Origin of the sequence: Billgrantia kenyensis, assembly GCF_013697085.1 — a bacterium.
Classification (GTDB): domain Bacteria; phylum Pseudomonadota; class Gammaproteobacteria; order Pseudomonadales; family Halomonadaceae; genus Halomonas; species Halomonas kenyensis.
The window spans coordinates 86,074-110,382 of the sequence record NZ_JACEFT010000014.1; the positions used below are offsets into that span (position 1 = coordinate 86,074).

The window sequence follows — 24,309 nt, forward strand, 5'->3', positions numbered from 1 at the left end:
TCAGCGCCGTGGAATGCCGATACGCCGACCCACGGCATCCGGCCAGTCGCCGGGCTCGGCCTGCGGCAGCGCATCGATGGCTTCGAGCACGCCAGTCGGGAATGGCGCGGGGCGGTGGTTCTCCGTGTCGATGCCCATCAGCATCTGCTCGCTGGTGGCCAGCGTCTCACCGGTATCGTCGCTCATCGTGAAAAACACATGCAGGCGCTTGGCGTCGCGGTCGAGCAGCAGCACCTCGACGGCCAGTGCCTGTCCCTGGTGGGCTTCGCGCCGGTAGCAGAGGTGGGTTTCCAGGGTGAACAGCGTGTAAGCGAGGCGCTCGCGCCCCTCGGCATCGAGGCCGATCCGCTCCATCAGGGTGTCTACCGCCAGCGAGAAGACGCGGGCGTACTCGGCATCGTTCATGTGGCCGTTGTAGTCGACCCACGCCGGGGCGACTCGAGCTGTCAGCAGTTTTTGCATCGCTTTCGCTCCGAATTGTTTCTCTTCGTAACGCTTTTTCCGCTCGATGCCGAGCGGTTTCCCAAGGATCATCCCCGCCACGGGAAAAGCAACTGTAGATAGTCGAATTACCGCTGAAAAAGTTTACTGAGGTTGTGCTGGCATTCTTGGCTAAGGTATGGGAGAAACCTCTACCAGGGCACCTGCCCATCGAACGCTTGATTGAGGAAATAACAAGATGCTACCCAAGAAGACTCTACTGGCCACCGCCGTGATCGGCGCCATGCTGGCCACCGCCGCAAATGCCGAGACCCTGCGCTGGACCCGCTCCGCGGACAGCCTGACCATGGACCCCCACTCCCAGAACGAGGGGCCGACCCACTCGGTCAACCACCAGATCTTCGACACCCTGCTTTATCAGGACATGGACGTGGAGTATCAGCCGGGCCTGGCCACCGAGTGGCACGTGAAGGACGACGATCCCACCGTCTGGGTGTTCAAGATCCGTGAGGGGGTGACCTTCCACGAGGGCCAGTCGTTGACCGCCGACGACGTGGTCTTCTCGCTCAACCGTGCCCGCCACGAGCATGCCGACATGCGCGGCCTGCTCACCTCCATCAAGGAGGTGCGCGCCGAGGATGACTACACCGTGCACGTGGAGACCCACGAGCCCAACCCGCTGCTGCCCAACAACCTCACCAACCTGTTCATCATGAGCCGCGAGTGGGCCGAGGAGCACGGCGTCGAGGAGCCGCAGAATTACGCCGCCGGCGAAGAGACCCACGCGGTGCGCAACGCCAACGGCACCGGCCCGTTCCGCGTCGAAAGCCGTGAGCCCGACGTGCGCACCGTGTTCGTGCGCAACGACGACTACTGGGGCATCGACGACTACCCCATGGAGATCTCCCGCCTGGTGTTCACGCCGATCGAGTCGGCTTCCACCCGCGTGGCGGCACTGCTCTCCGGTGAGGTCGACCTGCTTCAGGAGACTCCGGTACAGGACATCGAGCGCCTGGCCAACGCCGACGGCATCAAGAACGAGCAGGGCGCCGAGAACCGCACCATCTTCCTCGGCATGGACCTGGGCTCCGCCGAACTGCGTGCCGGCGATGCCGAGGGCAACCCCTTCGCCGACCGCCGCGTGCGCGAGGCGGTCAACCTGGCGGTGGACGCCTACACCATCCAGCGTGCCGTCATGCGTGGCAACTCCGAGCCGGCCGGGATGATCGCACCGCCCTTCGTCAACGGCTACACCGAGGAGATGGACGAGGTCCTCGAGGCAGATACCGATCGTGCCATGGAGCTGATGGAAGAGGCCGGCTACGGCGACGGGTTCCGCGTCACCATGCACTGCCCCAACGACCGCTACGTCAACGACGAGCAGATCTGTCAGGCGGTGGTCAGCATGCTGGCGCGCATCGGCATCACCGTGGACCTGGTGGCCCAGACCCGTTCGCTGCACTTCGCCGAGCTGGCGCGCGGCGAGTACGACTTCTACATGCTGGGCTGGGGCGTGCCCACCATGGACTCCGAGTACGTCTTCAACTACCTCTACCACACCAAGGAAGACGACCGCGGCACCTGGAACTTCACCGGCTTCTCCGACGAGCGGGTAGACGAGTTGACCGTGGCCATGGGTCAGGAGGTCGACGAGGAGGCGCGCAACGAGATGATCGCCGAGGCGTGGCAGATCGTGCACGACGAGATCATCTACATTCCGATCCATCACCAGATGCTGACCTGGTCGATGCGTGACGACATCGAGTTCCAGGTGCAAAGCGAGAATACACCGCACTTTAAGTATCTGCGCTTCAACTAAGGAGACGCTGATTTATTGCTGCGCTCGCAATCCTGGCCGCCGGCGGGGCTCGGAATCCTCATGTAGCAGGCTACATTCCGGTTCCTGCGCTCCGGCGGCGACCAGCCTGGCGTCGCTCGCGACATAAATCCGCGCCCCCTTGAAATTTATGTGAGCTCCCTCTTGCCATAAGCAGGTGGGAGCCTCGTTGCAGTGGTAATCCCATGCTAGCGTTTCTGATCCAGCGCGTACTGCAGGCCATCTTCGTGATGTTCGTGGTCGCGCTTATCTCGTTCTCGCTGTTCCACTACGTCGGCGACCCGGTGCTCAACATGCTCGGGCAGGAGGCCACCGAGGCCGACCGCGCCGCGCTGCGGGCCCAGCTCGGCCTCGACCAGCCGGTGGTGGTGCAGTTCTGGAATTTCGTCGTCAATGCCGCTCAGTTCGAGTTCGGCATCTCCTATCGTTCGGCCCGTCCGGTCACCGACATGATCCTCGAGCGGCTGCCGGCGACCCTGGAGCTGGCCATCATCTCGGCCATCTTCGCCGTGGTCATGGGCATCCTGCTGGGGATCTATACCGCCCTGCGGCGTCGCAGCTGGCTGGCCAACTTCATCATGACCGCTTCGCTGATCGGCGTGTCGCTGCCCACCTTCCTGATCGGTGTGCTGCTGATCTACGTCTTTGCCGTGGAGCTTGGCTGGCTGCCGGCCTTCGGCCGTGGGGAAACGGTGCGTCTCGGCGACTGGTGGAGCACCGGCCTGCTTACCGCCAGCGGCTTGCGCTCGCTGATCCTGCCGGCGATCACCCTGGGGCTGTTTCAGCTCACCTTGATCATGCGCCTGGTGCGGGCCGAGATGCTCGAGGTGCTCAGCACCGACTACATCAAGTTTGCTCGTGCGCGAGGGCTCTCCAAGCGGGTGGTGCACCTGCGTCATGCGCTGAAGAACACCATGATCCCGGTCATCACCATCATCGGTCTGCAGCTCGGCACCATCATCGCCTTCGCCATCATCACCGAGACGGTGTTCCAGTGGCCCGGCGTGGGCGCGCTGTTCATCACCGCCGTGCGCTTCGTCGACGTGCCGGTCATGGCCGCCTACCTGATGATGATCGCGCTGGTGTTCGTGGTGATCAATCTGGTGGTGGACCTGCTCTACTACGCCGTCGACCCGCGGCTGCGTGCCCAGGGAGGTGGCAAATGAGCCAGCAGAACCAAGCCCCACAGAGCGCGGCGCCGGTCGCTCCACCCAAGCCGAGCAAGTGGCGTACCTTCCTCGACAGCGACATCGTCTACTCGTGGAAGCGCCAGCCGGTGGTGATACTCGCCACTCTGGTGACGCTGATCATGTTCGCCGCAGCGCTGTTCGCGCCGTGGATTGCGCCGCAGAATCCCTTCGATCCGCGTCAGCTGGAGCTGATCGACGCCTTCACGCCGCCGATGACTACCTCGGACTTCACCGGAAACTTCTACCTGCTGGGCAGCGACAGCCAGGGCCGTGACGTCTTCTCGGCGATTCTCTACGGCTCGCGCATCTCGCTGCTGGTGGGCTTCGCCGCGGTGATCTTCGCCCTGGTGATGGGCACCGCTTTGGGCCTGTTGGCGGGCTTTCGCGGCGGCTGGCGCGACGCGCTGATCATGCGCATCGCCGACGTCCAGCTCACTTTTCCATCGATCCTGATGGCGCTGCTGATCTTCGGCGTGATCCGCGGCTTCCTGCCGCGCTCACTGCATGCCGAGGTGGCCATCATCGTGCTGATCATCGCCATCGGCCTCTCCGACTGGGTGCAGTACGCCCGGGCGGTGCGCGGCGCCACCATGGTGGAGAAGAGCAAGGAGTACGTGCAGGCGGCGCGAGTGATCGGCCTGCCGGCGCGCAAGATCCTGTTCCAGCACATCCTGCCCAACGTGATGCGGCCGGTGTTGGTGATCGGCACCATCGGGTTGGCGCTGGCGATCATCGCCGAGGCCACGCTGTCGTTCCTGGGGGTTGGCATGCCAGCCACCCAGCCGAGCCTGGGCACCCTTATCCGGGTGGGCCAGGATTACATGTTCTCGGGAGAGTGGTGGATCCTGCTCTTCCCCGGACTGGCGCTGCTGATACTGGCGCTCTCCGTCAACTTGCTGGGAGACTGGTTGCGTGATGTCCTCAACCCCAAGCTCCGCTAACGATCTCGCTGTAGAGGCAGGCCACGAGCCAGCCACAGCAGGACAGGAACCCGTGCTCTCCGTGCGTCATCTGCGGGTGGAGTTCCCTACCCGCCACGGCACCCTGGTGGCGCTGGATGACGTTTCCTTCGATATCGCCCCCGGCGAGGTGCTGGGCGTGGTGGGCGAGTCCGGCGCCGGCAAGTCGATGACCGGCAACGCCGTGATTCGGCTGCTGGAGCCGCCCGGCCATATTGCTGCCGGCGAGGTGCTGCTCTCGGGCAAGCGCATCGATGACCTGCCGGAAGAGCACTTCGTGCCGCTGCGTGGTCGCCATATCGGCATGATCTTCCAGGATCCGCTGACCAGCCTCAATCCGCTGTTCTCGGTGGGCGACCAGCTGGTGGAGACGATCCGTGCACACCTGCCGATGAGCGAGAAGCAGGCCCGCGAGGAGGCGCTCAGACTGCTGCGCGAGGTAGGCATTCCCGCCCCCGAGACTCGCCTCGACAGCTACCCCCACCAGTTCTCCGGTGGCATGCGTCAGCGCGTGGTGATCGCCCTGGCACTGGCGGCGCGTCCCGAGTTCATCATTGCCGATGAGCCCACCACGGCGCTCGACGTCTCGGTGCAGGCGCAGATCCTAGCGCTGCTCAAGCGCCTGTGCGCCGACCACGGCACCGCGGTGATGCTGGTGACCCACGACATGGGCGTGATCGCCGAGACCGCCGACCGCGTGGCGGTGATGTACGCCGGGCGGCTGATCGAGATCGGGCCGGTGGACGAAGTGATCCGCAACCCGCAGCACCCCTACACCAAGGGGCTGATGGCCTCGATCCCCGGTATCGCCAAACGCCTCGAGCGGCTCTACCAGATCGAGGGCTCGATGCCGCGGCTGGCGGCGATTCCCGAGGGCTGCGCCTTCAATCCGCGCTGCCCCCATGCCCAGCAGCGCTGCCGCGCCGAGCGACCGGACCTGATGCCGGCTGGCGGCAGCCAGGCGGCGTGCTGGCTGCATGACCCGGTCGATCCGCTGCCGCTGCGGCAGGACCTGGCAGGTGAGGAGGTGAGCCATGTGCGCTGATACGGCAGTCAAGAAGAGCATGGCGACGCAGGGCGAAGTACTGCTCGAGGCGCAGGACCTGGCGCGCCACTTCGATGTCTCCAAGCCTTGGCTCAATCGGGTGATCGAGCGCCGCGAGAAGCTCACGCTGAAGGCGGTAGACGGGGTGAGCTTCTCCATTCGTCGCGGCGAGACCCTCTCGCTGGTGGGCGAGTCGGGCTGTGGTAAGTCCACCGTGGCACGGCTGGTGGTGGGGCTCTATGGCCTCACCCGCGGCAAGCTGGCATTTGACGGCGAGGACATCAGCAACTTGGCCGGCCGCACCGGGCGCCAGGCCGCCAGCGTGCGCAAGCGCTTCCAGATGATCTTCCAGGATCCCTACGCCAGCCTCAACCCGCTGTGGCGGGTGGGCACCATCATCGGCGAGCCGCTGCGCTTCTTCCGCCCCGAGATGAACAGCGCCGACCGCCGTCGGCGGGTGGGCGAGCTGCTCGAGCATGTGGGCCTGTCGGCCATGGACGCCAACCGCTACCCGCATGAGTTCTCCGGCGGTCAGCGTCAGCGCATCTCGATTGCCCGGGCGCTGGCCAACGAGCCGGAGTTCATGATCTGCGACGAGCCGACCTCGGCGCTGGACGTCTCGGTGCAGGCGCAGATCCTCAACCTGATGCGCGACCTGCAGGACGAGTACGGGCTCACCTACCTGTTCATCAGCCACGACATGGCGGTGGTCAAGCACATGTCGGACCGCATCGCGGTGATGTACCTGGGGCGTATTGCCGAGATCGCCCCGGCCGACCAGCTCTTCGAGAACCCGCACCATCCCTACTCGAAGATGCTGCTGGCCGCGGTGCCGTCGCTGGAGGGCGTGGGCAAGGAGCGCACCGTGATCCAGGGCGAGGTGCCCAACCCGGTACATCCGCCTACCGGCTGCGCCTTCCACCCGCGCTGCCCGCATGCCAACGAGCGCTGCAAGGCCGAGGTGCCGCGGCTGATCGCCCGCAGCGACGGCAGCGAGGTGGCGTGTCACGGCGTCGAGGAGGGCAGGCTGCCGTGAGGCGTGCGGCCTGATGCTGGAGTGGCTCTCACCGCTGTCGGCCGGGGTCAACCTGGGGCTGGTACTGCTTTCGGTGCTGACCTCGGCGCTCTCCGCGGCAGCCGGCATCGGTGGGGGCACGCTGTTGATCATTGCCATGGCCCAGGTGATGCCGGCCACGGCGCTGATTCCGGTTCACGGCATGGTGCAGCTCGGCTCCAACGGCGGCCGGGCGGTGATGACCTGGCGACACGTGCGCCGCGACATCGTCGCGGCCTTCCTGCCCGGCGTCATCCTCGGAGCACTGGCGGCGGCCTGGTTGCTGATTCGCCTGCCCTACGGCGTACTCGAGCTGTGCATTGCCGCCTTCGTGCTCTACTCCTGCTGGGGGCCGGGCCTGCCCCAGCGGGCGGTAGGGCGTACCGGCACCGTGATCGCCGGTGCGCTCACCACGCTGCTCTCCAGTTTCGTCGGCGCCAGCGGCCCCATGGTCGCCTCATTCATCAAGCTCGGTATGAGCGAGCGGCTGCCGCGGGTGGCCACCTTCGCCACCTGCATGTCCTTCCAGCACGCCACCAAGGCGTTCATCTTCGGCTTTGCCGGTTTCGTCTTCCGCGACTGGCTGGGGCTGATGCTGGTCATGATCGCGGCGGGCTTCGCCGGCACCTGGCTGGGCCTTCGCCTGCTGCACCGGGTCACCGATCACCGCTTCGACTTTCTCTTCAAGTGGGTCCTCACCCTGCTGGCGCTGCGCCTGATCTGGCTGGGCGTGGAGCGGCTGGGTGCCGGATAGGCTGGCCGTTCAAGCCGCGGCCCAGCATCTTGCATAGTCCGGGGTAACGGTCAGCACGTCGCCTGTCTCAACCCTCACGGGCAGGCCGTACAGGGCCTCCAGGCGCTGGCGCGTCAGCACTTCCTGCGGCCGGCCGTCGGCGATCACCCGTCCATCCTTGAGCAGCAGGATGCGGTGCGCCACGCTTGCGGCCAGGGTCAGGTCATGCAGGATCGCCAGCACGCCGCACCCCTGGGCAGCGGCCTGGCGTGCCGCGCGCAGCACCGTGATCTGATGCTGCAGGTCGAGGCTCGAGGTGGGCTCGTCGATCAGCAGATAGCGCCCTCCGCCCAGCCGCTGGCCGGCCCACAGCTGGACCATCACCCTGGCCATGTGGGTTCTATGCTGCTCGCCGCCCGATAGGTAGGGCACGCAGCGGTATCTCAGTGCGCCCAGGCTGAGCAGAGCGATGGCCTGCTCGCTTAGTTCTGCTACCTCGTTGGCCGGCAGGGCACGCGGCGCGCCCAGCTGGATCAGCTCCTCCACGCTGAAGGGGGCGCTGATGCGTGGCGTCTGCTCCAGTACGGCGCGCTGTCGCGCCAGGCTGGCGGCGTCCAGGGCGGCGGGGGTGTGGCCGTCCATGACCACCTGGCCGCAGATGTCGCGTTCGGCACCGCTGAGGCAGTTCATCAGCGATGACTTGCCGGCGCCATTGGGGCCGAGCACGGCGAGTAGCTCGCCGGGCCTGAGGCACAGGTCGATGTTCGAAAGCAGCGTCTTGCCGCCTTTGCTGAGGGAGAGCGCCTTGGCTTCAAGCATGAGAGGAACTCCTGAGTCGTCGCGTCAGCAGCCACAGGAAGAAGGGGCCGCCGATGAGGCTGGTGGCGATGCCGATGGGAGGCTCCTGGGGCGCAATCGCCAGGCGCACGGCGAGGTCGGCGGCGAGTACCAGGCTGACACCGAGCAGCGCCGATGCCGGCAACACCCAGCGGTGAGCATGCCCTACCAGCAGCCTGGCGAGATGGGGTGCCACCAGCCCGATGAAGCCGATGGGACCTGCGGCTGCGGTAACGGCCCCCACGCTGAGTGCGGCGGCAAAAGCCAGGGTGCGCTTGCTGCTTTCGACGTTCAGTCCGGTATGGAACGCCTGGCGCTCGCCTAATTGAAACAGGTCGAGTCCACGCGCCTGACGCCAGAACAGCGGGGCCATTGCCAGTGCCAGGCCCAGAGCCATGATCACCACTGGCCAGCCCGCATGGCCGAGTCCGCCCATGCTCCAGAAGGTGAGGTCGCGCAACGCCTGGTCGTCGGCCACATAGACCAGCACGCCGATGAGAGCGCCAGCGATGGTATTGATGGCGATGCCGATCAGGATCAGCATCGCCACGGAGGTTTCACCGCCTCGGCGGGAAAGGGTGAAGACACACGCCATGACCAGCGTGGCGCCGACGAAAGCGGCCAGGGGCAGCAGCGCGGTCTGCAGCAGAACCGGCAGCTCCGGCGCGATCAGGCGACCCAGCACAATGGCGCTGACTGCACCGATGGAGGCGCCAGCGGTAATGCCGATCAGGCCCGGGTCTGCCAGAGGGTTGCGCAGCATGCCCTGCAAGGCGGTCCCGGCCAGCGCCAGCGCCATGCCGACGGCTATGCCCAGTGTCAGCCGGGGCAGGCGAATCTGCCAGATGATGTTGATGTCCAGAAAATCGCCGCTGCCCGTGAGGCCGCCCCAGAGCTGTGCGCTACTCATCTTGACCGGCCCGAGAGCCAACTCCGCCAGGGCCAGGCTCAGTGCCAGGATGCCAAGACCGACGACGACCAACTGCTGCCGGCGGCTGCCGTGGCGCTCGAGCTCCAGACCGACGCTTGCCATCAGTTCGGTTCCATCCCTTTCGCCATGGCGCGATGCAAGGATCGGTTCAGCTCACGTATCGCCTCGGGCGTGCGCGGGCCAAAGCCCAGCAGCAGCATGCCATCCATGGCAATCAGCCGACCGTGCCGCCCGGCCGGCGTGGCCGCCAGGTCCGAGCGCAGCAGCACGCGCTCGTGAGGAATGGACGCCAACTGTTCTTCCATCATCACGATCACGTCGGGCGCCAACGCCATGACGCTTTCCATTGCCAGCGGTCGATAGCCCTGAACGTTGCCGGTGACCGGCTCGCCGCCAGCCAGGGCGATCATCTGTTCCGCTACGGTTCCCTTGCCACCGACGACCAGGGGGCCGCTCTCTGCCGAGAGCACGAACAGGGTGCGGGGTGGCCAACCCGAGCTGGGGTGCAGCGATTCGACTTCCCGGATGGTGCTGTCCAGTTCGGCATGGAAGATTTCTATCAGATTCGTGGCGGCAGCTTCACGGTCGAGCACTTCACCAACGAAGCGAATCTTGGCGGCCACATCGGAATGAGCGTTGCCCTCCGGTGCGGGCGCCCGGAAGACCCGCACGCCGGCATCGTTAAGACGTAACAGGGAGGTTTCCGGGCCGGCGAAATGACTGACGAGCACGCTCTCAGGTCGAAGCGAAAGGACGCCTTCAGGGGACAGGGCGCGTACATAGCCGATGTTGGGTAGGTCGACCGCCTCGGCGGGGTAGGTGGCGGTGGTATCCACGCCGACCACCCGTTGCCCCTCGCCCAAGGCAAAGACGATTTCGGTCAGATCTCCGCCAGCGATGACGATCCGTTCGGCGGCACCCGCCTCCACGGAAGCCGAGCAGAGGGAAATCACGAGACCGACCAATAGTCGGCGTCTCAATGCACGGCGTGCTCGCTTCTGCTTGGTGTGTCGTGAATTCGACATGATGCTCCCTCGTCGCCTCAAATGGGAATGGTGATCATTGTCTTTAGTGTCGGTCAAGCTTTCCCAAACGAGAAAAGCGATGGTTCGTGCACGAGTCGAAGAAAACCTGATCTGAGTCATAAACGCAAGAAAAGAGGTGTTACAAATGATTATTATTAAGTCATAGATTTTGTGGTCTGTACCAATCATTGGGGAATGGACATGGAACTACCTACCAAGGGCGGCGGATTAGGTGTGCTGATGGCGCCGCTATTTGCCGTGGCCGCGATACCTGCTGCTGTCGCCGACACCGTTCCATCGGCAGAGTCGCGTCCTGGCGCTCTGGAGACGATGGTCGTGCTGGGCACCGGGACCCAGACCTCGATCTTCGAGAATCCCGCCTCGATTACGGCCCTTGAGGCCCATGAGCTGCGGCGCACGCCGACCACCAGCGTGGCTGAGCTGCTGCGAGACGTACCCGGTGTGAGGCTGTTCGACGACGGCACGGCCGGTATGAAGCGAATCAGCATTCGCGGTGAGACGTCGCGGCGGGTCACCATCAAGGTCGATGGCCATGCATTGACCGATCATTCGCCCTATGGGACGCCGCTATTACTCGACCCCGCCATCATCGAACGTATCGAAGTGGTGCGCGGGCCTTCGTCCGTGCTCAGCGGTTCCAACGCCATCGGCGGGGTGGTCAACATCATCACTCGCCGAGGCGGCGAGAGGCCGCTGGAGGGCAGCGTCAGTGCGACGGGTTTCTCGGCCACACGGGGTTATCACTCCAGTGCCACCCTGCAGGGGGCGAGTGGGGCAGTGGATTGGCGGGTGACCGGCAGCCTGGCCGATGAGGGGGATCGCCGCACGCCCGAAGGCAGGCTGTCGCCCTCCGGCTTCGAGCAGGACCAGCTCTCGACCCACTTCGGCTTTCGCCAAGGCGACCACTATGTCGCATTGAAGGCCGAGCAGTACCGCCTCGAGGCCGATGTCTACAACCCGCTGCCTGAAGGTTTCACCGACTTCTCTATCAGGCTACCGCAGCGCGATCTGCGCAAGGTAGGCCTGTTCTATGAGGGGGAGCCGTCGTTGCCGGCCGTGAACCGGGTGGAAGCGAGTCTATATCATCAGACGGTGGATCGGCTGTTCGAGAACCAGGCTGCCATGACCAGCGGCATGACGGTCGGCACCACCAGCGACGATCGCCAGACCACCTATGGCGCCGATATGCAGCTGGAGCTGACAGTGACCGGGCTCGGCAGCAGCGTGCTGGGGCTGGAGTACGAGAACGACGCCCTGGCCACGGACAAGACGTCGGATGTGTTCATGCCGTTTCCGCCGCCTGCCGGGCAGCGTAGTTATACCACCACGTCCGATGAGGCGCGCATCCAGACCTTGTCGGGCTACGCCCAGCAGGCCTGGGAACTGAACGACGATACCACCGCCTATTTCGGTGGGCGGGTCTATGCCGTCGAGGCCGAACTGGAAGCCAGCAGCGACAAGGCACTGGAGCGCAATACCGATACCCGGGCATTGGGCTCGCTGGGCCTGGTATATACGCCCGGTGACAGCTGGTCGCTGCGCGCCAATCTGGCCCAGGGCTACTCCTACCCGACGCTGCAGCAGCTGTTCCTGACCACCACGGCAGGGGGCCAGACTACCGTGGGCAACCCTGAGCTTTTGCCGGAAAAAGCCAATACCGTGGAGCTCGGCGCTCGCTACCGCGATGGCCGATTGACGCTTGATGCCACGCTTTTCCACGCCCGGGCAGAGGACTACATCGGCCAGGAAGTGGACAACACTTCCGGCCCGCAGCCGATCCGCCGTTACGTCAACATTCATCAGGCGACGACTACCGGGCTCGAACTCTTCGGAGAGCATCGCCTGACGGCGACGGACACGGCGTTTTACCTGAACGGCAGCGTGCTGCGCCGTGAGTACGACTTCGGCGAGTCGCAAACCTACGATAGCGGTACGCCGCGGCTTGCGGGGCGCTTGGGGGTGCGCCAGGAGTGGATGCCTGCTTCTGCCATGCGCCTGGAGGGCGATCTGTTCCTGCGCGGAGAAAGCGAGGTACGTGAGCGCAATGCCGCGGGCGAGCTGACCTCTCGCACGGCCGGTTTCGGCACGCTCAATGCCTACCTGGGCTTGCAGTATGCCGACCGGCTCGACGTGGGGCTGAGCCTCGACAACCTGCTCGACAAGCGCTACCGCTCCTTCGGCGAACTCACCGGTGAAGAGCGCAGCGTCACCTTGACCACCACTCTGCACTTCTGAGCGAGGGGCCGACATGACGTTGATTGCCTCGACCCGCAGCAAGCGGCGACCGGCGGCGCCGCCTCAGCCGCCACGACTCGATGCCGACTTGCCCAGGGTCAGTTCAGACCCTATAGCGGAAGCCTTCACTTCCCGCGTGCCATTGATGCCTTGGCTGGACAAGCGGCCGGTACCGCGTGTGGAAATCGCGGATGTCTGGCGCGGATTGTGCGATTCGTCACCGGACTCCGGCAAGCGGCTGGCGTATGTGCACGTACCCTTCTGTGCCAATCATTGCCTGTTCTGCGGCTTCTACCGCAACAAGTATCGGTACCAAGAGTCGGCGCGCTACGTTCAAGCGCTGATCGACGAGGTGCGCCGCGATGCTGATATGCAATGTGTAGGCAAGGCGCCGATCCATGCGCTCTACTTGGGCGGTGGCACGCCCACGGCGCTGGAGACCGTCGACCTGGTGCGCCTCATCGAAGTGCTGCGCAGCGAACTGCCATTGGCGGCGGACTGTGAGCTGACGCTGGAGGGGCGCATTCTCCACTTCGACGATGAAAAGGTCGACGCTTGCCTGGAGGCCGGCATCAATCGCATCTCCATCGGTGTGCAGAGCTTCGATACCAAGGTGCGGCAACAGCAGGGAAGACGTGCCAGTGGTCCCGAGGCGGAGCGTTTCATCGCTGACTTGATCGCACGCGATAGTGCCGCCGTGGTCATCGATCTGATGTATGGCCTGCCCGACCAGGACCAGGCCGTCTGGTCTCGCGATATCGATACCGCGCTCTCACTTGGGCCCGATGGGCTCGATATCTACTGTCTGGCCATGTTCCCGGGCACGCCGCTACATCGAGCGGTGACCAACGGCAAGCTTGCGCCGCCCGCTTCCCTTGCCGAGCAGGCGCGCCTGTACGAACGGGCCTGCGAGCGTCTGGCCGGGGCCGGCTGGCACCAGGTCAGCAACAGCCACTGGGCAAGCTGCACCCGCGAACGCAATCTCTACAACCTGCTGATCAAGGCTGGAGCCGAGACACTCGCCTTCGGCTCGGGTGCCGGAGGCAGTCTGGGCGATTACAGCTATAGCGTCGACGCCGACCTGCCGGGCTATCTGCAGGCGGGTCGTGAGGGGCGCAAGGCGATCACGGGCATGCTGAGAAGCGATGAGCATCAGCCGCTGAGGGACTGGGTGACCGGCATGCTGGAAACGGCACGGCTCGACATCGCTGAGTTGCTGCGGCGCTGGTCTGGCCTGAATGCTCGCCGCGCGGGCCTGGAGGCACTGCTCAGCAGTTGGCAGCAGGCCGGCCTGGCGGAGTATCACGGCGAAATCGTCACCCTGACCACTGCGGGCCGGTTCTGGAGTACCAATCTCATTGCAGGTCTCAAGCAGGAACTTACCCACTCGATAGGCGCCCCAACCGTGCCTGATGTCACCTGAAACGAAGCGGTACGATTACCAACCTCAAGGAGAGAAGCATGTCGACCGAACTGTTGTCCGCCAAGACCGAACGTCTGGAAAAGCTGCGTCTGCAACTGGCGGAAAGCCAGGATGGCATTCTGGAAGCCATGGCGCTGCAGCATGACGTGACCCTGCTCGACGTCGTGCGCTGCCTGCCCGATGCGTGCTGGCAACGTATCGATGGCAGCCACTTCGTCAACGTGATGCAGGAGCTTGCCGAGTGGGGTGAGCTTACCACCATCGTGCATACCAACGGGGTGATCCTCGAATTCACCGGTCCGCTGCCTGGCGGCGAGCTGGGTCGTGGTTTCTACAACCTCAAGGGCGGTTCGGGCCTGAGTGGCCATCTCAAGCCAGACTGTTGCAGCGATCTCATCTTCCTCAGGCGTCCTTTCATGGGTACACCCACAGCCTCGGTGCAGTTCTTCAGTGCTGACGGCAACAGCATGTTCAAGGTTTACATCGGGCGTGATGCATCGCGTCAGCTGCGCCCCGATCAGTTGGAGCGCTTCGAATCCCTGGTCCTGCGATTGACCCGGCAACGCGGGTACGCGGCATGAGTGCGACACTCATCTTCGGTGCCACGCGAGGTGCTGGCCTAGAGGTGGCGCGAATCCTGCGAGAGCGAGACCGGCGGGTCATCGCTCTCGTGCGTCCGACCAGCGACGAAACGCCCTTGGTGTCACTGGGTGTCGAGTGCGTCATGGGCGATGCGCTCAGCAGCCATGACGTACGTAAGGCCTTTCGCAAGCTCGGAGAGGGCGGTCGTATCGTCTCGACTCTCTCGGGGCTGGCGCCGGATGGTGGCTACACCGATGAGCTGGGGAACCGGCTCATCATTGAGGCCGCGCACGACTACCTGCCGGAGCGCATCGTGCTGGTGACCTCGATCGGCTGCGGTGAAATGGCATCTCATCGCTCGGCGCGTGCCATCGAGGCCTTTGGGCAAGTCGTGGATGCCAAGACGCGTGCCGAGGATAATCTGCGCGCAAGCGGGCTGCCTTTCACCATCCTGCGACCTGGTGGCCTCAAGAGCGAGCCCGCCACAGGTAGAGGGATACTGAGCACAGACCCTGCCATGCATGGCTTCATCCATCGGGCTGATCTGGCCAAGCTGATCGCTGCCGTGCTGGATGATGCGGCGACTATGGACGGTATCTACGCCGTGGTGGATCTCGACCAAGCCCGCTGAGACAACCCCATCGAGCCTGTCGCGATTAAGGCGGGAGGAGGCTGCCGAAGGCATTGCAAGGTTGCGCCGTGCCTGATCTGGCTGGGCGTGGAACGACAATTGGGAGTAGGCTGAAGGTAACTCCGCGCGAAGGAATGGAGACCGCCATGCGCCGCTACGCCGCTGTTCTATTCTCGATCCTGTTGCTTTTGACGGGCTGTGCCGGCACCAGCGATCCGCGCGACCACGCCATCCCGCTAACGCCCGACCGCCCCTTCGAGGTCATGTCGACGGGAATGCGCCACTTCACCTTCTCGCTGCAGGAACCGGCCCGCGTGGTGCTGGAGAGCGAGACCTTTCCCTGGGACTCGGCCATGGCGGCGCCCTCGGGCGAACTGCTCGATGCCGACGGAGAGGTCGTCGCGCGGGACTGGCACAGCGGTATCGACGGCAACTTCCGCATCGAGCGTGAACTCGAAGCCGGCGTCTGGTACCTGCGGGTGACCACCCCTCATGCAGGCTCCTCCGTCGGGCTGCTGGATCGTGATTACCGCTACACGGTGATACTGCGCGTGGCGGAAGAGTGACGCCCAGTGCCCAAGAACCAGTGCCCAAGAAAAAGCCCCGGCAGAGCCGGGGCCAAGGTAACGATGCGAAACGGTAGGCAGGTGCCGGTCAGAACTCGTAGGTGGCGGAGAGCCAGAAGCTGCGGCCGTCCAGTGCCACGCCATCGGTGGCGCGTCCCGTCTGGGTGTAGCGATAGGCCTGATAGGTGTCGCCCTGCCACTCGTAGCTGTCGGCCGTGCTGAAGTCCTTGTCGAGCAAGTTGTAGATCGTGCCGGTCAGGCGGACCTGGTCGGTGAAGCGGTAGGTCGTGCGCAGGTGAAACAGCTCGTAGCCATCCAGCTTGTTGCCTACCTGCTCATACATTGCCAGGTTTTGTCCGCTCTCCGGTATGCCGTCGGTGAATCGCTCCCGTGAGGAGTAATACTCACCTTCGAGGGTGGCGTTGAGCCTGTCCGTCACGTCCCAGCCCAGGCTGGCGGTGAGCTTGTGCTTGGGTGTGTTGCTGAGCAGCATGCCCTCCTGCTCGCCGGAGGTGATCTCGGTGTCGGTATAGGTATAGCCGCCGCGCACCTCCCAGGCGGGAGCGAGGCGATAGCGCGCCTCCAACTCGATGCCCCGGGTTTTCGCTTCGTCGATATTGATCAACTGAGAAAAGCCGGTCTGCTGGGAGAAGTCGCCAACGGTGATACAGCCGGGCACGTTGCCGTCCGGGTGCAGGCAGTTGGGAATTTCCGCCCCATCGGCGATGCGGTCGGTAAAGCGGTTGTAGAAGGCCGTACCGCTGACGGTGAGCCCATCCAGGCTGTCATAAATGGCACCGAGTTCGTAGTTGGTGCTCTTCTCGGGTTCGAGATCGGGGGAGCCGATGGTGATCGTCTCTCCCTGATTGGTAAAGCCGGTGATGCCGTCATGCAACTGGTTGAGCGTCGGCGTCTTGTAGCCGCGGCTCACGCCGCCCTTGAGCGTCCAGTGGTCGGTGGTGTTCCACACCAGGTAGCCGCGAGGGCTGAAGTGACCGCCGAAGGCGTCGTGATGCTCGTAGCGACCGCCCAGAGTGAGCGCCAGGTCGTCACGCAGCCACCACTCGTCCTCGGCGAACAGCGCCCAGCTCTGTTGCTCGAACGCCTGGTCGCCTGCTGCGCCATCTTCCAGACGGGCATCGATGTACTGGCCGCCCACCGTCACCATGTGGCGATCGATCGGCAGGGTGAACTTGGTATCGAAGACGATATCGCGGTTCTCCAGCAGCCGCGGCTCGCCTCCCTCGGCCTCGTAGCCGTAGGCCGGTGCACTGCCGGCCGGCAGGGTGCGGCCCAGGGTTTCGGTGGTGTTATGGGTGACGCTGCTTTCCAGCGTACCAGCAGCGAAACGCCCGGTATGACCGATGGCAAGCTGGTCGCGATTGAAACGCAACTCGTCCTCGTAACCCCAGATCTGTCCTGGCTGGGGGGCACAAGTCGCACGATTGGTGCCGTCCAAAGTGCCGAGGCGACAATCGTCGTTGGCGTAGGTCTGACGAGCGCGTTCGGCATCCAGCCAGACCGAGTTGGCCTCATTGGCACGCAGCGTAAGGCGTCCTCCCAGTGAGTAGATACGGGCCTCGGTCGGGCGCGGGTCGCGAGCGGCACTGTCGGGAATCATGCGCTCGGAGGCGTCGCGATCGAACAGCCGGCCACGCAGCTGCAGGCCGAGGAGGTCATCGACCAAGGGGCCGGAGGTATAGAGGTTGATACCTTGAGAATTTCCCGCATCACGATCCTGCTGGAAGGTTGTGTCCACCGAGACGCTGCCTGTCCAGGTATCGTTGACAGGACGGGTGATGATGTTGATCACGCCGCCCATGGCGTCGGAGCCGTACAGGGTCGACATCGGGCCACGAATGACCTCGATACGTTCGATGGCCGACATCGGTGGCATGAAGCTGGTCGCGGTCTCGCCGAAGCCGTTGGGAGTGACGCTGCCGGAGGTGTTCTGACGCCGCCCATCGATCAGGATCAGAGTATAGTCGCTCGGCATGCCGCGAATGCTGACGTTGAGGCCACCGGTCTTTCCCACACCGGAGCGAACGTCGACGCCGGGAATGTCGGCTATCGCCTCGGCGATATTGGAGAAGCGGCGTTGCTCAAGCTCCTCGCGGGTGACGACGGAGATACTGGCGGGCGCATCCTGCAGCGCCTGCTCGAAACCTGCAGCGGTCACCACGATGCTGTCGAGGCGGGCGCTGTCCTGCGCCTGGACTGTGAAGGCCAACGGCGCGCTGGCGATGGCAACGGCCAGAGCGGTGCGACGTGAGTGGAGCATGAGATCACCTGCTGAATATGAAAAATTATCAAATGATATTAATTATCAAGCGCAGATGATTCTAATGCGGAAAGTTCCCTTTGATCAGTGAGAAGACCGGCAACGTTGCGTTGCGCAGCTGGCAACACCTTCGTTATCAGCTACGACCGCCAGCTCTAACTGAGGGCTCGTTGCCATGCGTCTGGCAACGACTGACGCAGAAAGGCGAGCAGGGCGCTCAGCCGGCGAGGGCGAGCGCCATAGGGGTAAAGCAGTGTCACCGGTACGGAGGCCGCGCACCATGCTGGAAGGCAGCGCTCCAGGGAGCCGGGGTGAGCACGCTCGCGCGCTCCGGCCAGCCAATCGGGCATGATTCCCAGCCCGTGTCCGCCGGCAATCGCATCACCATGCAGCATCTGCTGATCGACGCGAAAGCGCGAGTCGGGCGGCTGGAAGTGAAACTCACCCAGCTCCGAGTGCTGCAGTGCCAGCCCCTGCTCGGTCTCGCCCAGCAGGTCGATCCAGGTGTGCTGGGCTAGCTCGCGAGGGTGTCGTGGCTTGCCCCGGCGGGCAAGATAGTCGGGGTGGCCATAGAGGCTTCGGCTCAACCAGCCGAGGACTTCCTGGCGCAGCTCGCTGTCGGGTACTTCGCCCAGCCAGACGGTCAAAGCCTGGCTCTCCGCGGAGAGGGGCGGGGCCGTACAGGTCTGCAGGGTCAGTCGCACACCTGGGTGGTTTTCCATGAACCGCGCCAGACGAGTGGCCAGCCAGCTTCGCGCCAGGGCGTTGTGAGTGGCCACGTGCAGCTCGCCCGTGATCTCCTCGCTCAGCTCCTCCAGCGCCTGTCGGCCCTGTTCAGCCAGTGCCAGTATCTGGTGGCAGTAGGCATGGAACGTATGCCCGGCCTCGGTGGGCAGCAGCCGGTTGGACTGACGCCTCAGCAGCGGCTGCCCCAACTGGCGCTCGAGCTGCGATATGCGTCGGCTCAGTGTCGACTTGGCCAGGTCGAGGTCACGGGCGCTGCGAGTCAAGCTGCCAGAGCGCATGACATGGTCGAAGGCGAGCAGTTCATCGAGGTTGTACATCGCAATTCCCCGCCATCGGCAAGCGTTGCAGCAAGTGGAACAGGCAGTTTACCCTTTCATGTCGTGAATGAAAACGATTATAGTTAAGCTTTGCTTCCTTTGATGGTGTTGCCCATGTCGCAACCCCTTGTTGCATAGAGGCTTGAGGAAAATGTTTGTGATAATCATTCGTATGGCTTCTCATTTCAACGCTGGGAGCACCGATGGCTAAACAACGCTACCTCACGAAGTCAAAGCGGTATTCCCTACCCGTGGTGACAATGCTGGCGCTGTTGCCGTTTTTTGCCTGGGCCGAGCGCCACGTGGAGACCGCTTTTGGTTCGGTAGCGGTACCGAATGAACCGCAGCGCGTAGTCACGCTGCACGAGGGCGCGCTAGATGTCGCGGTGGCAGCCGGGGTCAAGCCGTTGGGTGCTGTCACCACGCGTGGCGGTGACAGTGTGGCGCGCTACCTCATGCCGTACTTCGATGACATCGCTATCGTCGGGGTGGTCCGTGAGATCAACCTCGAGGCCGTGCTGGCTCTGGAGCCGGACCTGATCCTGGCGCCGCCGCAGCTACCCGAGGCTCAGTACCGGCTGCTCTCGCGCATGGCGCCGACCGTGGTGCCGCTCTCCGAAGGGCTCGACCCCGACCTGTGGCGCGATGAGACCCGCCTGTTCGCCCAGGCCCTGGGGCGCGAGGAGCAGGCCGAAGCGGTGCTTGCGCAAGTGGACGAACGGGCCGCCGATATTGCCGCGCGTATCGCTGACGACGAAGCCCCCAACGCCGTACTGGTGCGCTGGATGCCGCAGGGCCCCATGGTGATGTCGGACCAGCTCTTTACCGCCGGGTTGCTGAGTTCGGCCGGGGTGGCGATTCATGACGCTGGCCTGGTGCGTGAAGGGGTGCCCCACAGCGACCCGCTTAGCCTCGAGAATCTCTCCCGGGTCGATGCCGAGTGGCTGTTCCTGGCCACGCTCAACGAAGAGGGGCAGGAAGCGCTCGAGGCAGCCAGGCAGTCGCCCGCCTTCTCGCGCCTCGACGTCGTCATCCGTGATCAGGTCGTGCCGGTAGACGGACAGCTGTGGTCGAGTGCTACCGGTCCGCTAGCGGCGCTGGCGATTCTTGACGAGCTCGACGCCGCGCTGACGCCCTGATGGATGCCGTTACGTTCGCAGGCACCCCCTTGGCCCGCCATCTCACCCTCAGGCTGGCGGGCCTGCTGGCGTTGCTGGCCCTGGTCTGCCTGGCCAGCTTGCTATGGGGAGCCGGCGACGTCGGCCCGGCTCGGGCATGGTCGGTCCTCATGGGGCAGGGCGATCCGGAGGCCCGCTTCGTGGTCGGCTCGCTGCGCCTGCCGCGTACCTTGATCGGCCTGATGGTAGGGGTGGCGCTCGGTGTGGCGGGAGCGCTGCTGCAAGCGGTCACACGCAACCCCCTGGCTGAGCCGGGACTGCTCGGGGTCAGCGCCGGTGCGGCTTTCGCCGTGGCCCTGGCCCTGGTGTTCGGTGCCACAGCCACCACCATGCGTGTCGGCGTGGCGCAGCTGGGCGCCATGGCCGGCTGTCTTTGCGTGCTGGGCGTGGCCCGCTTCAGCGGTGCCGGCAACGATCCCGTGCGTCTGGTGCTGGCGGGCGCCGCCCTTACCGGCCTGTTGCTCTCGCTCACCTCGTTGCTGCTGCTGTTCGACCAGCGCGCTGCCGATGAAATCCGCTTCTGGATCGTCGGCAGCCTGTCAGGCCGTCGCCTCGATCACCTGCTTTCCCTCCTGCCCAGCCTGCTGCTTGCCGGCGTCATCGTGCTTGCGGTGGCACGCCCGCTCGCTGCCCTGGCGCTGGGTGAGCGGGTCGCCAGCGGCCTGGGGCATCGCCCGGGGTTGATCCGGCTGCTGGTGATCGTGGCCGTGGCCCTGCTGGTAGGGGCAGCAACCGCGACAGCCGGCCCCATCGTCTTCATCGGGCTTGTCGTCCCGTTCGCCGCCCGTGCGCTCGCCGGCCCGGACATTCGCCGGACCCTTTGGCTGTGCCTGCCGCTGGGGCCGCTGATGGTCATCACGGCCGACATCGTCTCGCGCCTGCTGGTGGCGCCCTCCGAGCTACCGCTGGGGGTGCTCACGGCGCTGTGCGGTGCGCCCGTGCTGGTGGCCGTGGTGCGAGCACGCCGGCTGCCAACGCTATGACGCGAGTACTGAGAGTCATGCATAGCAGTATTCCCGCCGAAAGCGGGACTCGACAGCCCGATGCCAACCCGTTGCGCTCGCGCCGCGAGGATAGGAGCCGCAGGGTCATCGCACCGGCCGGCCATTGGCGCCTGGCGTGGCAGGCCTCCAACGGCAGTGGCGGCTACAGCCTGTTGATCGACCGGCGTAGCTTCGTGGCTGCGCTGCTGCTGACAATAGCGCTGATGGCGGCATCGCTCGCCTACCTGGCCATGGGCAGCAGCTCGCTGGCGCTGGGAGCGGTGCTGCCGGCACTGGTCGGGCGCGGCGACTTGATGGCGGTATTCCTTATCCAGGAGCTGCGGCTGCCGCGGCTGGCCGCTGCTTGCCTCACCGGTGCTGCCTTCGGCGTGGCGGGTTGTCTGATGCAGACCCTGGCCCGTAACCGCCTGGCCACGCCGGGCATCATCGGCATCGACAACGGCGCCACGGCCTTTGCCGTGGCGTCGGTGGTCGGCCTTGGCGTCTCCCTGGCGCCACCCGCCATGGCGCTGGTGGGCGCCACGACCGCCGCCGCCCTGACCTTTGGCCTGGCCGCCGGCGGCGGCACCCGGGGCTATCGCTTCATCGTCGCCGGCATCGGCGTCGGCGCCGTGTTCGGAGCCATCACCCAGCTGCTGTTGGCGAAGGTCTCCATCGATATCGCCAACGCCGCCTACCCCTGGACCGTGGGCACGCTCAATGCCCGCCCCGCCGGTGCCGTCACGCTACTGGCCATCGGCCTGGCATTTGGCCTGATCGCTGCGCTGTGGCTCACCCGGGCGCTCAGCCTGATGCGTTTCTCGGATGCGGTGGCCGCCGGTCTCGGCCTGCACGTCGCTCGCAGGCGCTGGCAGGTACTGTCGGTCTCGGTGCTGCTGACGGGCCTTGCCGTTGCCGTGGCCGGGCCGGTGGGGCTGATCGGCCTGATTGGCCCCGAGATCGCCCGCTCGCTCTCTTCGTCGCGGGGTGTGCCGATCATGGCCTCAGCGCTGGCGGGCGCCTTGGTGATGGTGCTGGCCGACCTGGCGGGAAGGGTGTTGCTCTCGCCCATCGAGATCCCGGTGGGCATCGTCACCGCCGTGGTGGGCGGCCCCTGGCTGCTGTGGATACTGCTGCGTCCGGCTTCGAGGAACCTGGCATGACCCGACACGAACTCGCCACCCGCAACCTGACCCTGCGCTACGGTCGCGCCACCATCATCGACGAGCTGGCCCTGTCGCTGCCGGCGGGCCAGGTCACCGCCATCGTCGGCCCCAACGGCTGCGGCAAGTCGACCCTGCTGGCCGGCTTGGCTCGCCTGCACGCGCCCAGCCAGGGTGCCGTGCTGCTCGACGGCAACGATATCCAGCAGCTCCCTGCGCGGGAACTGGCCCGACGCCTGGCGCTGCTGCCCCAGGAGGCCATCGCCCCGGAGGGGCTGACCGTGGCCGAGCTGGTGCGCTTCGGCCGCCAGCCGCACCAGGGCTGGCTGCGGCAGTGGTCGTCGGAAGATCAGCAGGTTGTCCACAGGGCGTTGGCCGCGGCCGATGTGGACGAATTGGCGGATCGCTCCCTCGATACCCTCTCCGGCGGCCAGCGTCAGCGCGCTTGGATCGCCATGACTATCGCTCAGCAGACACCGCTGCTGCTGCTCGATGAACCCACCTCGGCGCTCGACCTCGGCCACCAGATCGAAGTCTTCGAGCTGGTGCGCCGGCTGGCCACCGACGGCCGCACCGTGGTGATGGTGCTGCATGACCTGGCCAGCGCGTGCCGCTACGCCGACCACCTGCTGGCGCTGCGCAATGGCCAACTGGTCGCGGCAGGGCCGCCAGGTGACGTGGTGACTACCGACCTGGTCCGCCGGCTCTACGACATCGACTGCACGTTGATCCCCGACCCCGCCACCGGCAGCCTGCTGCTGGCCAACGTGAGGCGGGTGGGGCGGTGAGGGAAGCCTGGATAGCTTCGTAGCGTTTTACTTGTCACTACAGTCGCGCAGGCTTACCGTTGCTGGCGTAATAGCGGTTATATCAACTCTAGTAAAATAATAGCGGCGCCAAGAATCATGCCGAGAGGAAATACAAGATATCGCCCCATTTTTACGGCTCTTTTTTGTGGTTCTATAGCTTCCTTCGACTGCCTTTCTAGTTCTTTTAATTCGACTTTGTTGGCATGAATTGCCTCATCTCCACCCGCTCCAGTTCGATATCGGGGAAGAGCTGCTTGGGGAACCACTCCAGGGCAAACGTTTCGCCGCTCGCTGTTGGCTCGCTCATGGCTGACCTCCCTGCGGGCTGAAGCGTGCCAGCCAGGCCTGGTATTTCTGGGCATCGAAGCGTTTCTCATGGCGAGCATCGCCGAACAAGCGCGGATGAATACCCTGATGATCCTCTTGATACGAATGGGCTCGATAATGGCGGCGACACGGCGATAGTCGGCCCGAGATCCGGGTTGTCGTTATCGCCGAGCTGCGGCATGGGGCCGGCGCGCAGAATGGCGCCGCCGTCATAGTCCAGCACCGGCAGGCCATCCATCTCGGCCTTGACATGCTCAAGGCCGCCCAGGCGTTCCAACCAGGAATCGGAGAGAATGGTCAGCCAGTCGACGCCTTTGGGGCCGCGATGCAGGTTTAACGAGTGCGTTGAGAAACCATTGATTTGAAGGCCGGGGAAGCGCTGACCGAACTTGTGTTCGAGAATGACGACTTCATCACTATCTCTATAACCATAGGGCTGGCCCAACCAAAAGCCGGCATAGCCATGCTCGGGCTTTAACCAGTCGCACCACTGCTGCACCAAGGCGGGTAGCTTCTGTTCGCGCTCGATAAAGAAATCGATAGGGAACTGGCAGTATAAGTAGCTGACGTCTCCTCGTTCATCGGCACTTGGCCGCTTGCCAAGTACAATAAAGGCATGGTTGTCAGCATCGCTATGCCGCTTGCCGCCATGATAGACAAACTCCCATTCGCCGCGTCCATAGGTGGGCAGCCAGTTGAAGGGGGTGATATAGCTATCGAAGCCCTTGAGCTTTTTCCACTTGCCGGTAGTGGGGTTGGTGGTCCAGGTGAGCTGGTCGCCGACCAGATCGCGGTAGTCGGCCAGAATGCCCAGCACCGCCTGACGCTTCTCTTGCTGCTGAGAGCCGGTGTAGAACAGTGCCACGCCCAGGCAAATCTTGAACAGCACGCCATTATCCGTTTCGACGGTGAGCAGCTGGTCGAGAGGTGCGTTGATTACGTCAGGCATCCCTGCCATGGCGGTCTCCATGCGTCAGGCCTCGTCGGCCTGCCA

23 protein-coding genes are annotated in these 24,309 nt (G+C 64.7%); 15 read left to right on the forward strand and 8 right to left on the reverse strand.

The features are described from left to right. Positions 1-462: a thioesterase family protein gene (locus H1D44_RS12540; protein ID WP_181515197.1), complete on the reverse strand. Its 462-nt coding sequence runs from the start codon at positions 460-462 to the stop codon at positions 1-3. A 217-nt stretch (positions 463-679) separates the two neighbouring features. Between H1D44_RS12540 and H1D44_RS12545 the strand changes: the two genes are divergently transcribed. The 6 genes from H1D44_RS12545 to H1D44_RS12570 all read left to right on the forward strand — a co-directional run bounded on the left by H1D44_RS12545 (position 680) and on the right by H1D44_RS12570 (position 7,280). Further along, a complete protein-coding gene (locus H1D44_RS12545; protein WP_181515198.1) occupies positions 680-2,260 on the forward strand; it encodes an ABC transporter substrate-binding protein in 1,581 nt (526 codons plus the stop codon). A 203-nt stretch (positions 2,261-2,463) separates the two neighbouring features. After that, positions 2,464-3,444 carry an ABC transporter permease gene (locus H1D44_RS12550; RefSeq protein WP_181515199.1) on the forward strand — a complete coding sequence of 327 codons (981 nt, stop codon included), beginning with the start codon at positions 2,464-2,466 and terminating at the stop codon, positions 3,442-3,444. Then, a complete protein-coding gene (locus H1D44_RS12555; protein ID WP_181515200.1) occupies positions 3,441-4,409 on the forward strand; it encodes an ABC transporter permease in 969 nt (322 codons plus the stop codon). The genes H1D44_RS12550 and H1D44_RS12555 overlap by 4 nt, the downstream gene beginning before the upstream one ends. A 52-nt stretch (positions 4,410-4,461) precedes the next feature. Further along, positions 4,462-5,472 (forward strand): ABC transporter ATP-binding protein, encoded by a 1,011-nt coding sequence (locus H1D44_RS12560; protein WP_238984505.1) that lies wholly within the window; start codon positions 4,462-4,464, stop codon positions 5,470-5,472. After that, positions 5,462-6,508, forward strand: coding sequence for an ABC transporter ATP-binding protein (locus H1D44_RS12565; protein ID WP_220128075.1), 1,047 nt, complete (start codon positions 5,462-5,464; stop codon positions 6,506-6,508). Before H1D44_RS12560 ends, H1D44_RS12565 begins: the two co-directional genes overlap by 11 nt. Before the next feature lie 13 nt (positions 6,509-6,521). Continuing rightward, positions 6,522-7,280, forward strand: a complete 759-nt coding sequence (locus H1D44_RS12570) for a sulfite exporter TauE/SafE family protein (protein ID WP_181515201.1) — start codon at positions 6,522-6,524, stop codon at positions 7,278-7,280. Positions 7,281-7,289: 9 nt separating this feature from the next. Here H1D44_RS12570 and H1D44_RS12575 read toward each other — a convergent pair whose 3' ends face one another. The 3 genes from H1D44_RS12575 to H1D44_RS12585 are packed head-to-tail and all read right to left on the reverse strand — an operon-like array spanning position 7,290 to position 10,052. Continuing rightward, on the reverse strand, positions 7,290-8,078 hold the full coding sequence (locus H1D44_RS12575; RefSeq protein WP_181515202.1) for a heme ABC transporter ATP-binding protein: 789 nt from the start codon (positions 8,076-8,078) through the stop codon (positions 7,290-7,292). Further along, positions 8,071-9,129: a FecCD family ABC transporter permease gene (locus tag H1D44_RS12580; protein WP_181515203.1), complete on the reverse strand. Its 1,059-nt coding sequence runs from the start codon at positions 9,127-9,129 to the stop codon at positions 8,071-8,073. Before H1D44_RS12580 ends, H1D44_RS12575 begins: the two co-directional genes overlap by 8 nt. Next, positions 9,129-10,052 carry a heme/hemin ABC transporter substrate-binding protein gene (locus H1D44_RS12585; RefSeq protein ID WP_181515204.1) on the reverse strand — a complete coding sequence of 308 codons (924 nt, stop codon included), beginning with the start codon at positions 10,050-10,052 and terminating at the stop codon, positions 9,129-9,131. Before H1D44_RS12585 ends, H1D44_RS12580 begins: the two co-directional genes overlap by 1 nt. Positions 10,053-10,253: 201 nt before the next feature. Here H1D44_RS12585 and H1D44_RS12590 point away from each other — a divergent pair, with 201 nt between their 5' ends. From H1D44_RS12590 to H1D44_RS12610, 5 genes are all read left to right on the forward strand, one after another. Beyond that, complete coding sequence (locus H1D44_RS12590; protein ID WP_181515205.1) at positions 10,254-12,308, forward strand: TonB-dependent receptor plug domain-containing protein; 2,055 nt, start codon at positions 10,254-10,256, stop codon at positions 12,306-12,308. A gap of 13 nt (positions 12,309-12,321) precedes the next feature. Then, on the forward strand, positions 12,322-13,731 hold the full coding sequence (gene hutW / locus H1D44_RS12595) for a heme anaerobic degradation radical SAM methyltransferase ChuW/HutW (protein ID WP_181515206.1): 1,410 nt from the start codon (positions 12,322-12,324) through the stop codon (positions 13,729-13,731). A 38-nt stretch (positions 13,732-13,769) separates the two neighbouring features. Next, the gene (gene hutX, locus H1D44_RS12600; RefSeq protein WP_181515207.1) at positions 13,770-14,312 is read left to right on the forward strand and encodes a heme utilization cystosolic carrier protein HutX; all 543 of its coding nucleotides are present in this window, start codon (positions 13,770-13,772) and stop codon (positions 14,310-14,312) included. After that, positions 14,309-14,944 (forward strand): NAD(P)H-binding protein, encoded by a 636-nt coding sequence (locus H1D44_RS12605; RefSeq protein WP_181515208.1) that lies wholly within the window; start codon positions 14,309-14,311, stop codon positions 14,942-14,944. Before hutX ends, H1D44_RS12605 begins: the two co-directional genes overlap by 4 nt. Before the next feature lie 146 nt (positions 14,945-15,090). Beyond that, positions 15,091-15,510, forward strand: coding sequence for a hypothetical protein (locus H1D44_RS12610; RefSeq protein ID WP_181515209.1), 420 nt, complete (start codon positions 15,091-15,093; stop codon positions 15,508-15,510). A gap of 88 nt (positions 15,511-15,598) precedes the next feature. Here H1D44_RS12610 and H1D44_RS12615 read toward each other — a convergent pair whose 3' ends face one another. Both H1D44_RS12615 and H1D44_RS12620 read right to left on the reverse strand, forming a co-directional pair. Beyond that, positions 15,599-17,791, reverse strand: coding sequence for a TonB-dependent receptor domain-containing protein (locus H1D44_RS12615; RefSeq protein ID WP_181515210.1), 2,193 nt, complete (start codon positions 17,789-17,791; stop codon positions 15,599-15,601). 155 nt (positions 17,792-17,946) lie between these two features. Continuing rightward, complete coding sequence (locus H1D44_RS12620) at positions 17,947-18,855, reverse strand: LysR family transcriptional regulator (RefSeq protein ID WP_181515211.1); 909 nt, start codon at positions 18,853-18,855, stop codon at positions 17,947-17,949. Positions 18,856-19,115: 260 nt separating this feature from the next. On the opposite strand from H1D44_RS12620, the gene H1D44_RS12625 reads away from it, so the two are divergent. From H1D44_RS12625 to H1D44_RS12640, 4 genes are read left to right on the forward strand one after another with little or no spacing between them, the layout of a single operon-like run. Further along, the gene (locus tag H1D44_RS12625; RefSeq protein ID WP_220128079.1) at positions 19,116-19,994 is read left to right on the forward strand and encodes an ABC transporter substrate-binding protein; all 879 of its coding nucleotides are present in this window, start codon (positions 19,116-19,118) and stop codon (positions 19,992-19,994) included. Further along, the gene (locus H1D44_RS12630) at positions 19,994-21,016 is read left to right on the forward strand and encodes a FecCD family ABC transporter permease (RefSeq protein ID WP_238984504.1); all 1,023 of its coding nucleotides are present in this window, start codon (positions 19,994-19,996) and stop codon (positions 21,014-21,016) included. The genes H1D44_RS12625 and H1D44_RS12630 overlap by 1 nt, the downstream gene beginning before the upstream one ends. Before the next feature lie 17 nt (positions 21,017-21,033). Beyond that, on the forward strand, positions 21,034-22,179 hold the full coding sequence (locus H1D44_RS12635) for a FecCD family ABC transporter permease (protein ID WP_181515213.1): 1,146 nt from the start codon (positions 21,034-21,036) through the stop codon (positions 22,177-22,179). Next, on the forward strand, positions 22,176-22,967 hold the full coding sequence (locus tag H1D44_RS12640) for an ABC transporter ATP-binding protein (RefSeq protein WP_181515214.1): 792 nt from the start codon (positions 22,176-22,178) through the stop codon (positions 22,965-22,967). The genes H1D44_RS12635 and H1D44_RS12640 overlap by 4 nt, the downstream gene beginning before the upstream one ends. Before the next feature lie 205 nt (positions 22,968-23,172). Here H1D44_RS12640 and H1D44_RS21190 read toward each other — a convergent pair whose 3' ends face one another. Both H1D44_RS21190 and H1D44_RS12645 read right to left on the reverse strand, forming a co-directional pair. Then, positions 23,173-23,295 carry a hypothetical protein gene (locus H1D44_RS21190; protein ID WP_275299091.1) on the reverse strand — a complete coding sequence of 41 codons (123 nt, stop codon included), beginning with the start codon at positions 23,293-23,295 and terminating at the stop codon, positions 23,173-23,175. A gap of 66 nt (positions 23,296-23,361) precedes the next feature. After that, complete coding sequence (locus H1D44_RS12645; protein ID WP_181515215.1) at positions 23,362-24,285, reverse strand: type VI immunity family protein; 924 nt, start codon at positions 24,283-24,285, stop codon at positions 23,362-23,364. Between the last annotated feature and the right edge of the window lie 24 nt (positions 24,286-24,309).

Bases quoted from the DNA above. Each gene is read 5' to 3' on its own strand.
- H1D44_RS12540 (WP_181515197.1), bottom strand. From the start codon at position 462: ATGCAAAAACTGCTGACAGCTCGAGTCGCCCCGGCGTGGGTCGACTAC.
- H1D44_RS12630 (WP_238984504.1), top strand. From the start codon at position 19,994: ATGGATGCCGTTACGTTCGCAGGCACCCCCTTGGCCCGCCATCTCACC.
- H1D44_RS12550 (WP_181515199.1), top strand. From the start codon at position 2,464: ATGCTAGCGTTTCTGATCCAGCGCGTACTGCAGGCCATCTTCGTGATG.
- H1D44_RS12645 (WP_181515215.1), bottom strand. From the start codon at position 24,285: ATGGAGACCGCCATGGCAGGGATGCCTGACGTAATCAACGCACCTCTC.
- H1D44_RS12640 (WP_181515214.1), top strand. From the start codon at position 22,176: ATGACCCGACACGAACTCGCCACCCGCAACCTGACCCTGCGCTACGGT.
- H1D44_RS12555 (WP_181515200.1), top strand. From the start codon at position 3,441: ATGAGCCAGCAGAACCAAGCCCCACAGAGCGCGGCGCCGGTCGCTCCA.
- H1D44_RS12565 (WP_220128075.1), top strand. From the start codon at position 5,462: ATGTGCGCTGATACGGCAGTCAAGAAGAGCATGGCGACGCAGGGCGAA.
- H1D44_RS12590 (WP_181515205.1), top strand. From the start codon at position 10,254: ATGGAACTACCTACCAAGGGCGGCGGATTAGGTGTGCTGATGGCGCCG.
- H1D44_RS12610 (WP_181515209.1), top strand. From the start codon at position 15,091: ATGCGCCGCTACGCCGCTGTTCTATTCTCGATCCTGTTGCTTTTGACG.
- hutW (WP_181515206.1), top strand. From the start codon at position 12,322: ATGACGTTGATTGCCTCGACCCGCAGCAAGCGGCGACCGGCGGCGCCG.
- H1D44_RS12635 (WP_181515213.1), top strand. From the start codon at position 21,034: ATGCATAGCAGTATTCCCGCCGAAAGCGGGACTCGACAGCCCGATGCC.
- H1D44_RS12585 (WP_181515204.1), bottom strand. From the start codon at position 10,052: ATGTCGAATTCACGACACACCAAGCAGAAGCGAGCACGCCGTGCATTG.
- H1D44_RS12575 (WP_181515202.1), bottom strand. From the start codon at position 8,078: ATGCTTGAAGCCAAGGCGCTCTCCCTCAGCAAAGGCGGCAAGACGCTG.
- H1D44_RS12580 (WP_181515203.1), bottom strand. From the start codon at position 9,129: ATGGCAAGCGTCGGTCTGGAGCTCGAGCGCCACGGCAGCCGCCGGCAG.
- H1D44_RS21190 (WP_275299091.1), bottom strand. From the start codon at position 23,295: ATGAGCGAGCCAACAGCGAGCGGCGAAACGTTTGCCCTGGAGTGGTTC.
- H1D44_RS12625 (WP_220128079.1), top strand. From the start codon at position 19,116: ATGCTGGCGCTGTTGCCGTTTTTTGCCTGGGCCGAGCGCCACGTGGAG.
- H1D44_RS12615 (WP_181515210.1), bottom strand. From the start codon at position 17,791: ATGCTCCACTCACGTCGCACCGCTCTGGCCGTTGCCATCGCCAGCGCG.
- hutX (WP_181515207.1), top strand. From the start codon at position 13,770: ATGTCGACCGAACTGTTGTCCGCCAAGACCGAACGTCTGGAAAAGCTG.
- H1D44_RS12570 (WP_181515201.1), top strand. From the start codon at position 6,522: ATGCTGGAGTGGCTCTCACCGCTGTCGGCCGGGGTCAACCTGGGGCTG.
- H1D44_RS12620 (WP_181515211.1), bottom strand. From the start codon at position 18,855: ATGTACAACCTCGATGAACTGCTCGCCTTCGACCATGTCATGCGCTCT.
- H1D44_RS12545 (WP_181515198.1), top strand. From the start codon at position 680: ATGCTACCCAAGAAGACTCTACTGGCCACCGCCGTGATCGGCGCCATG.
- H1D44_RS12605 (WP_181515208.1), top strand. From the start codon at position 14,309: ATGAGTGCGACACTCATCTTCGGTGCCACGCGAGGTGCTGGCCTAGAG.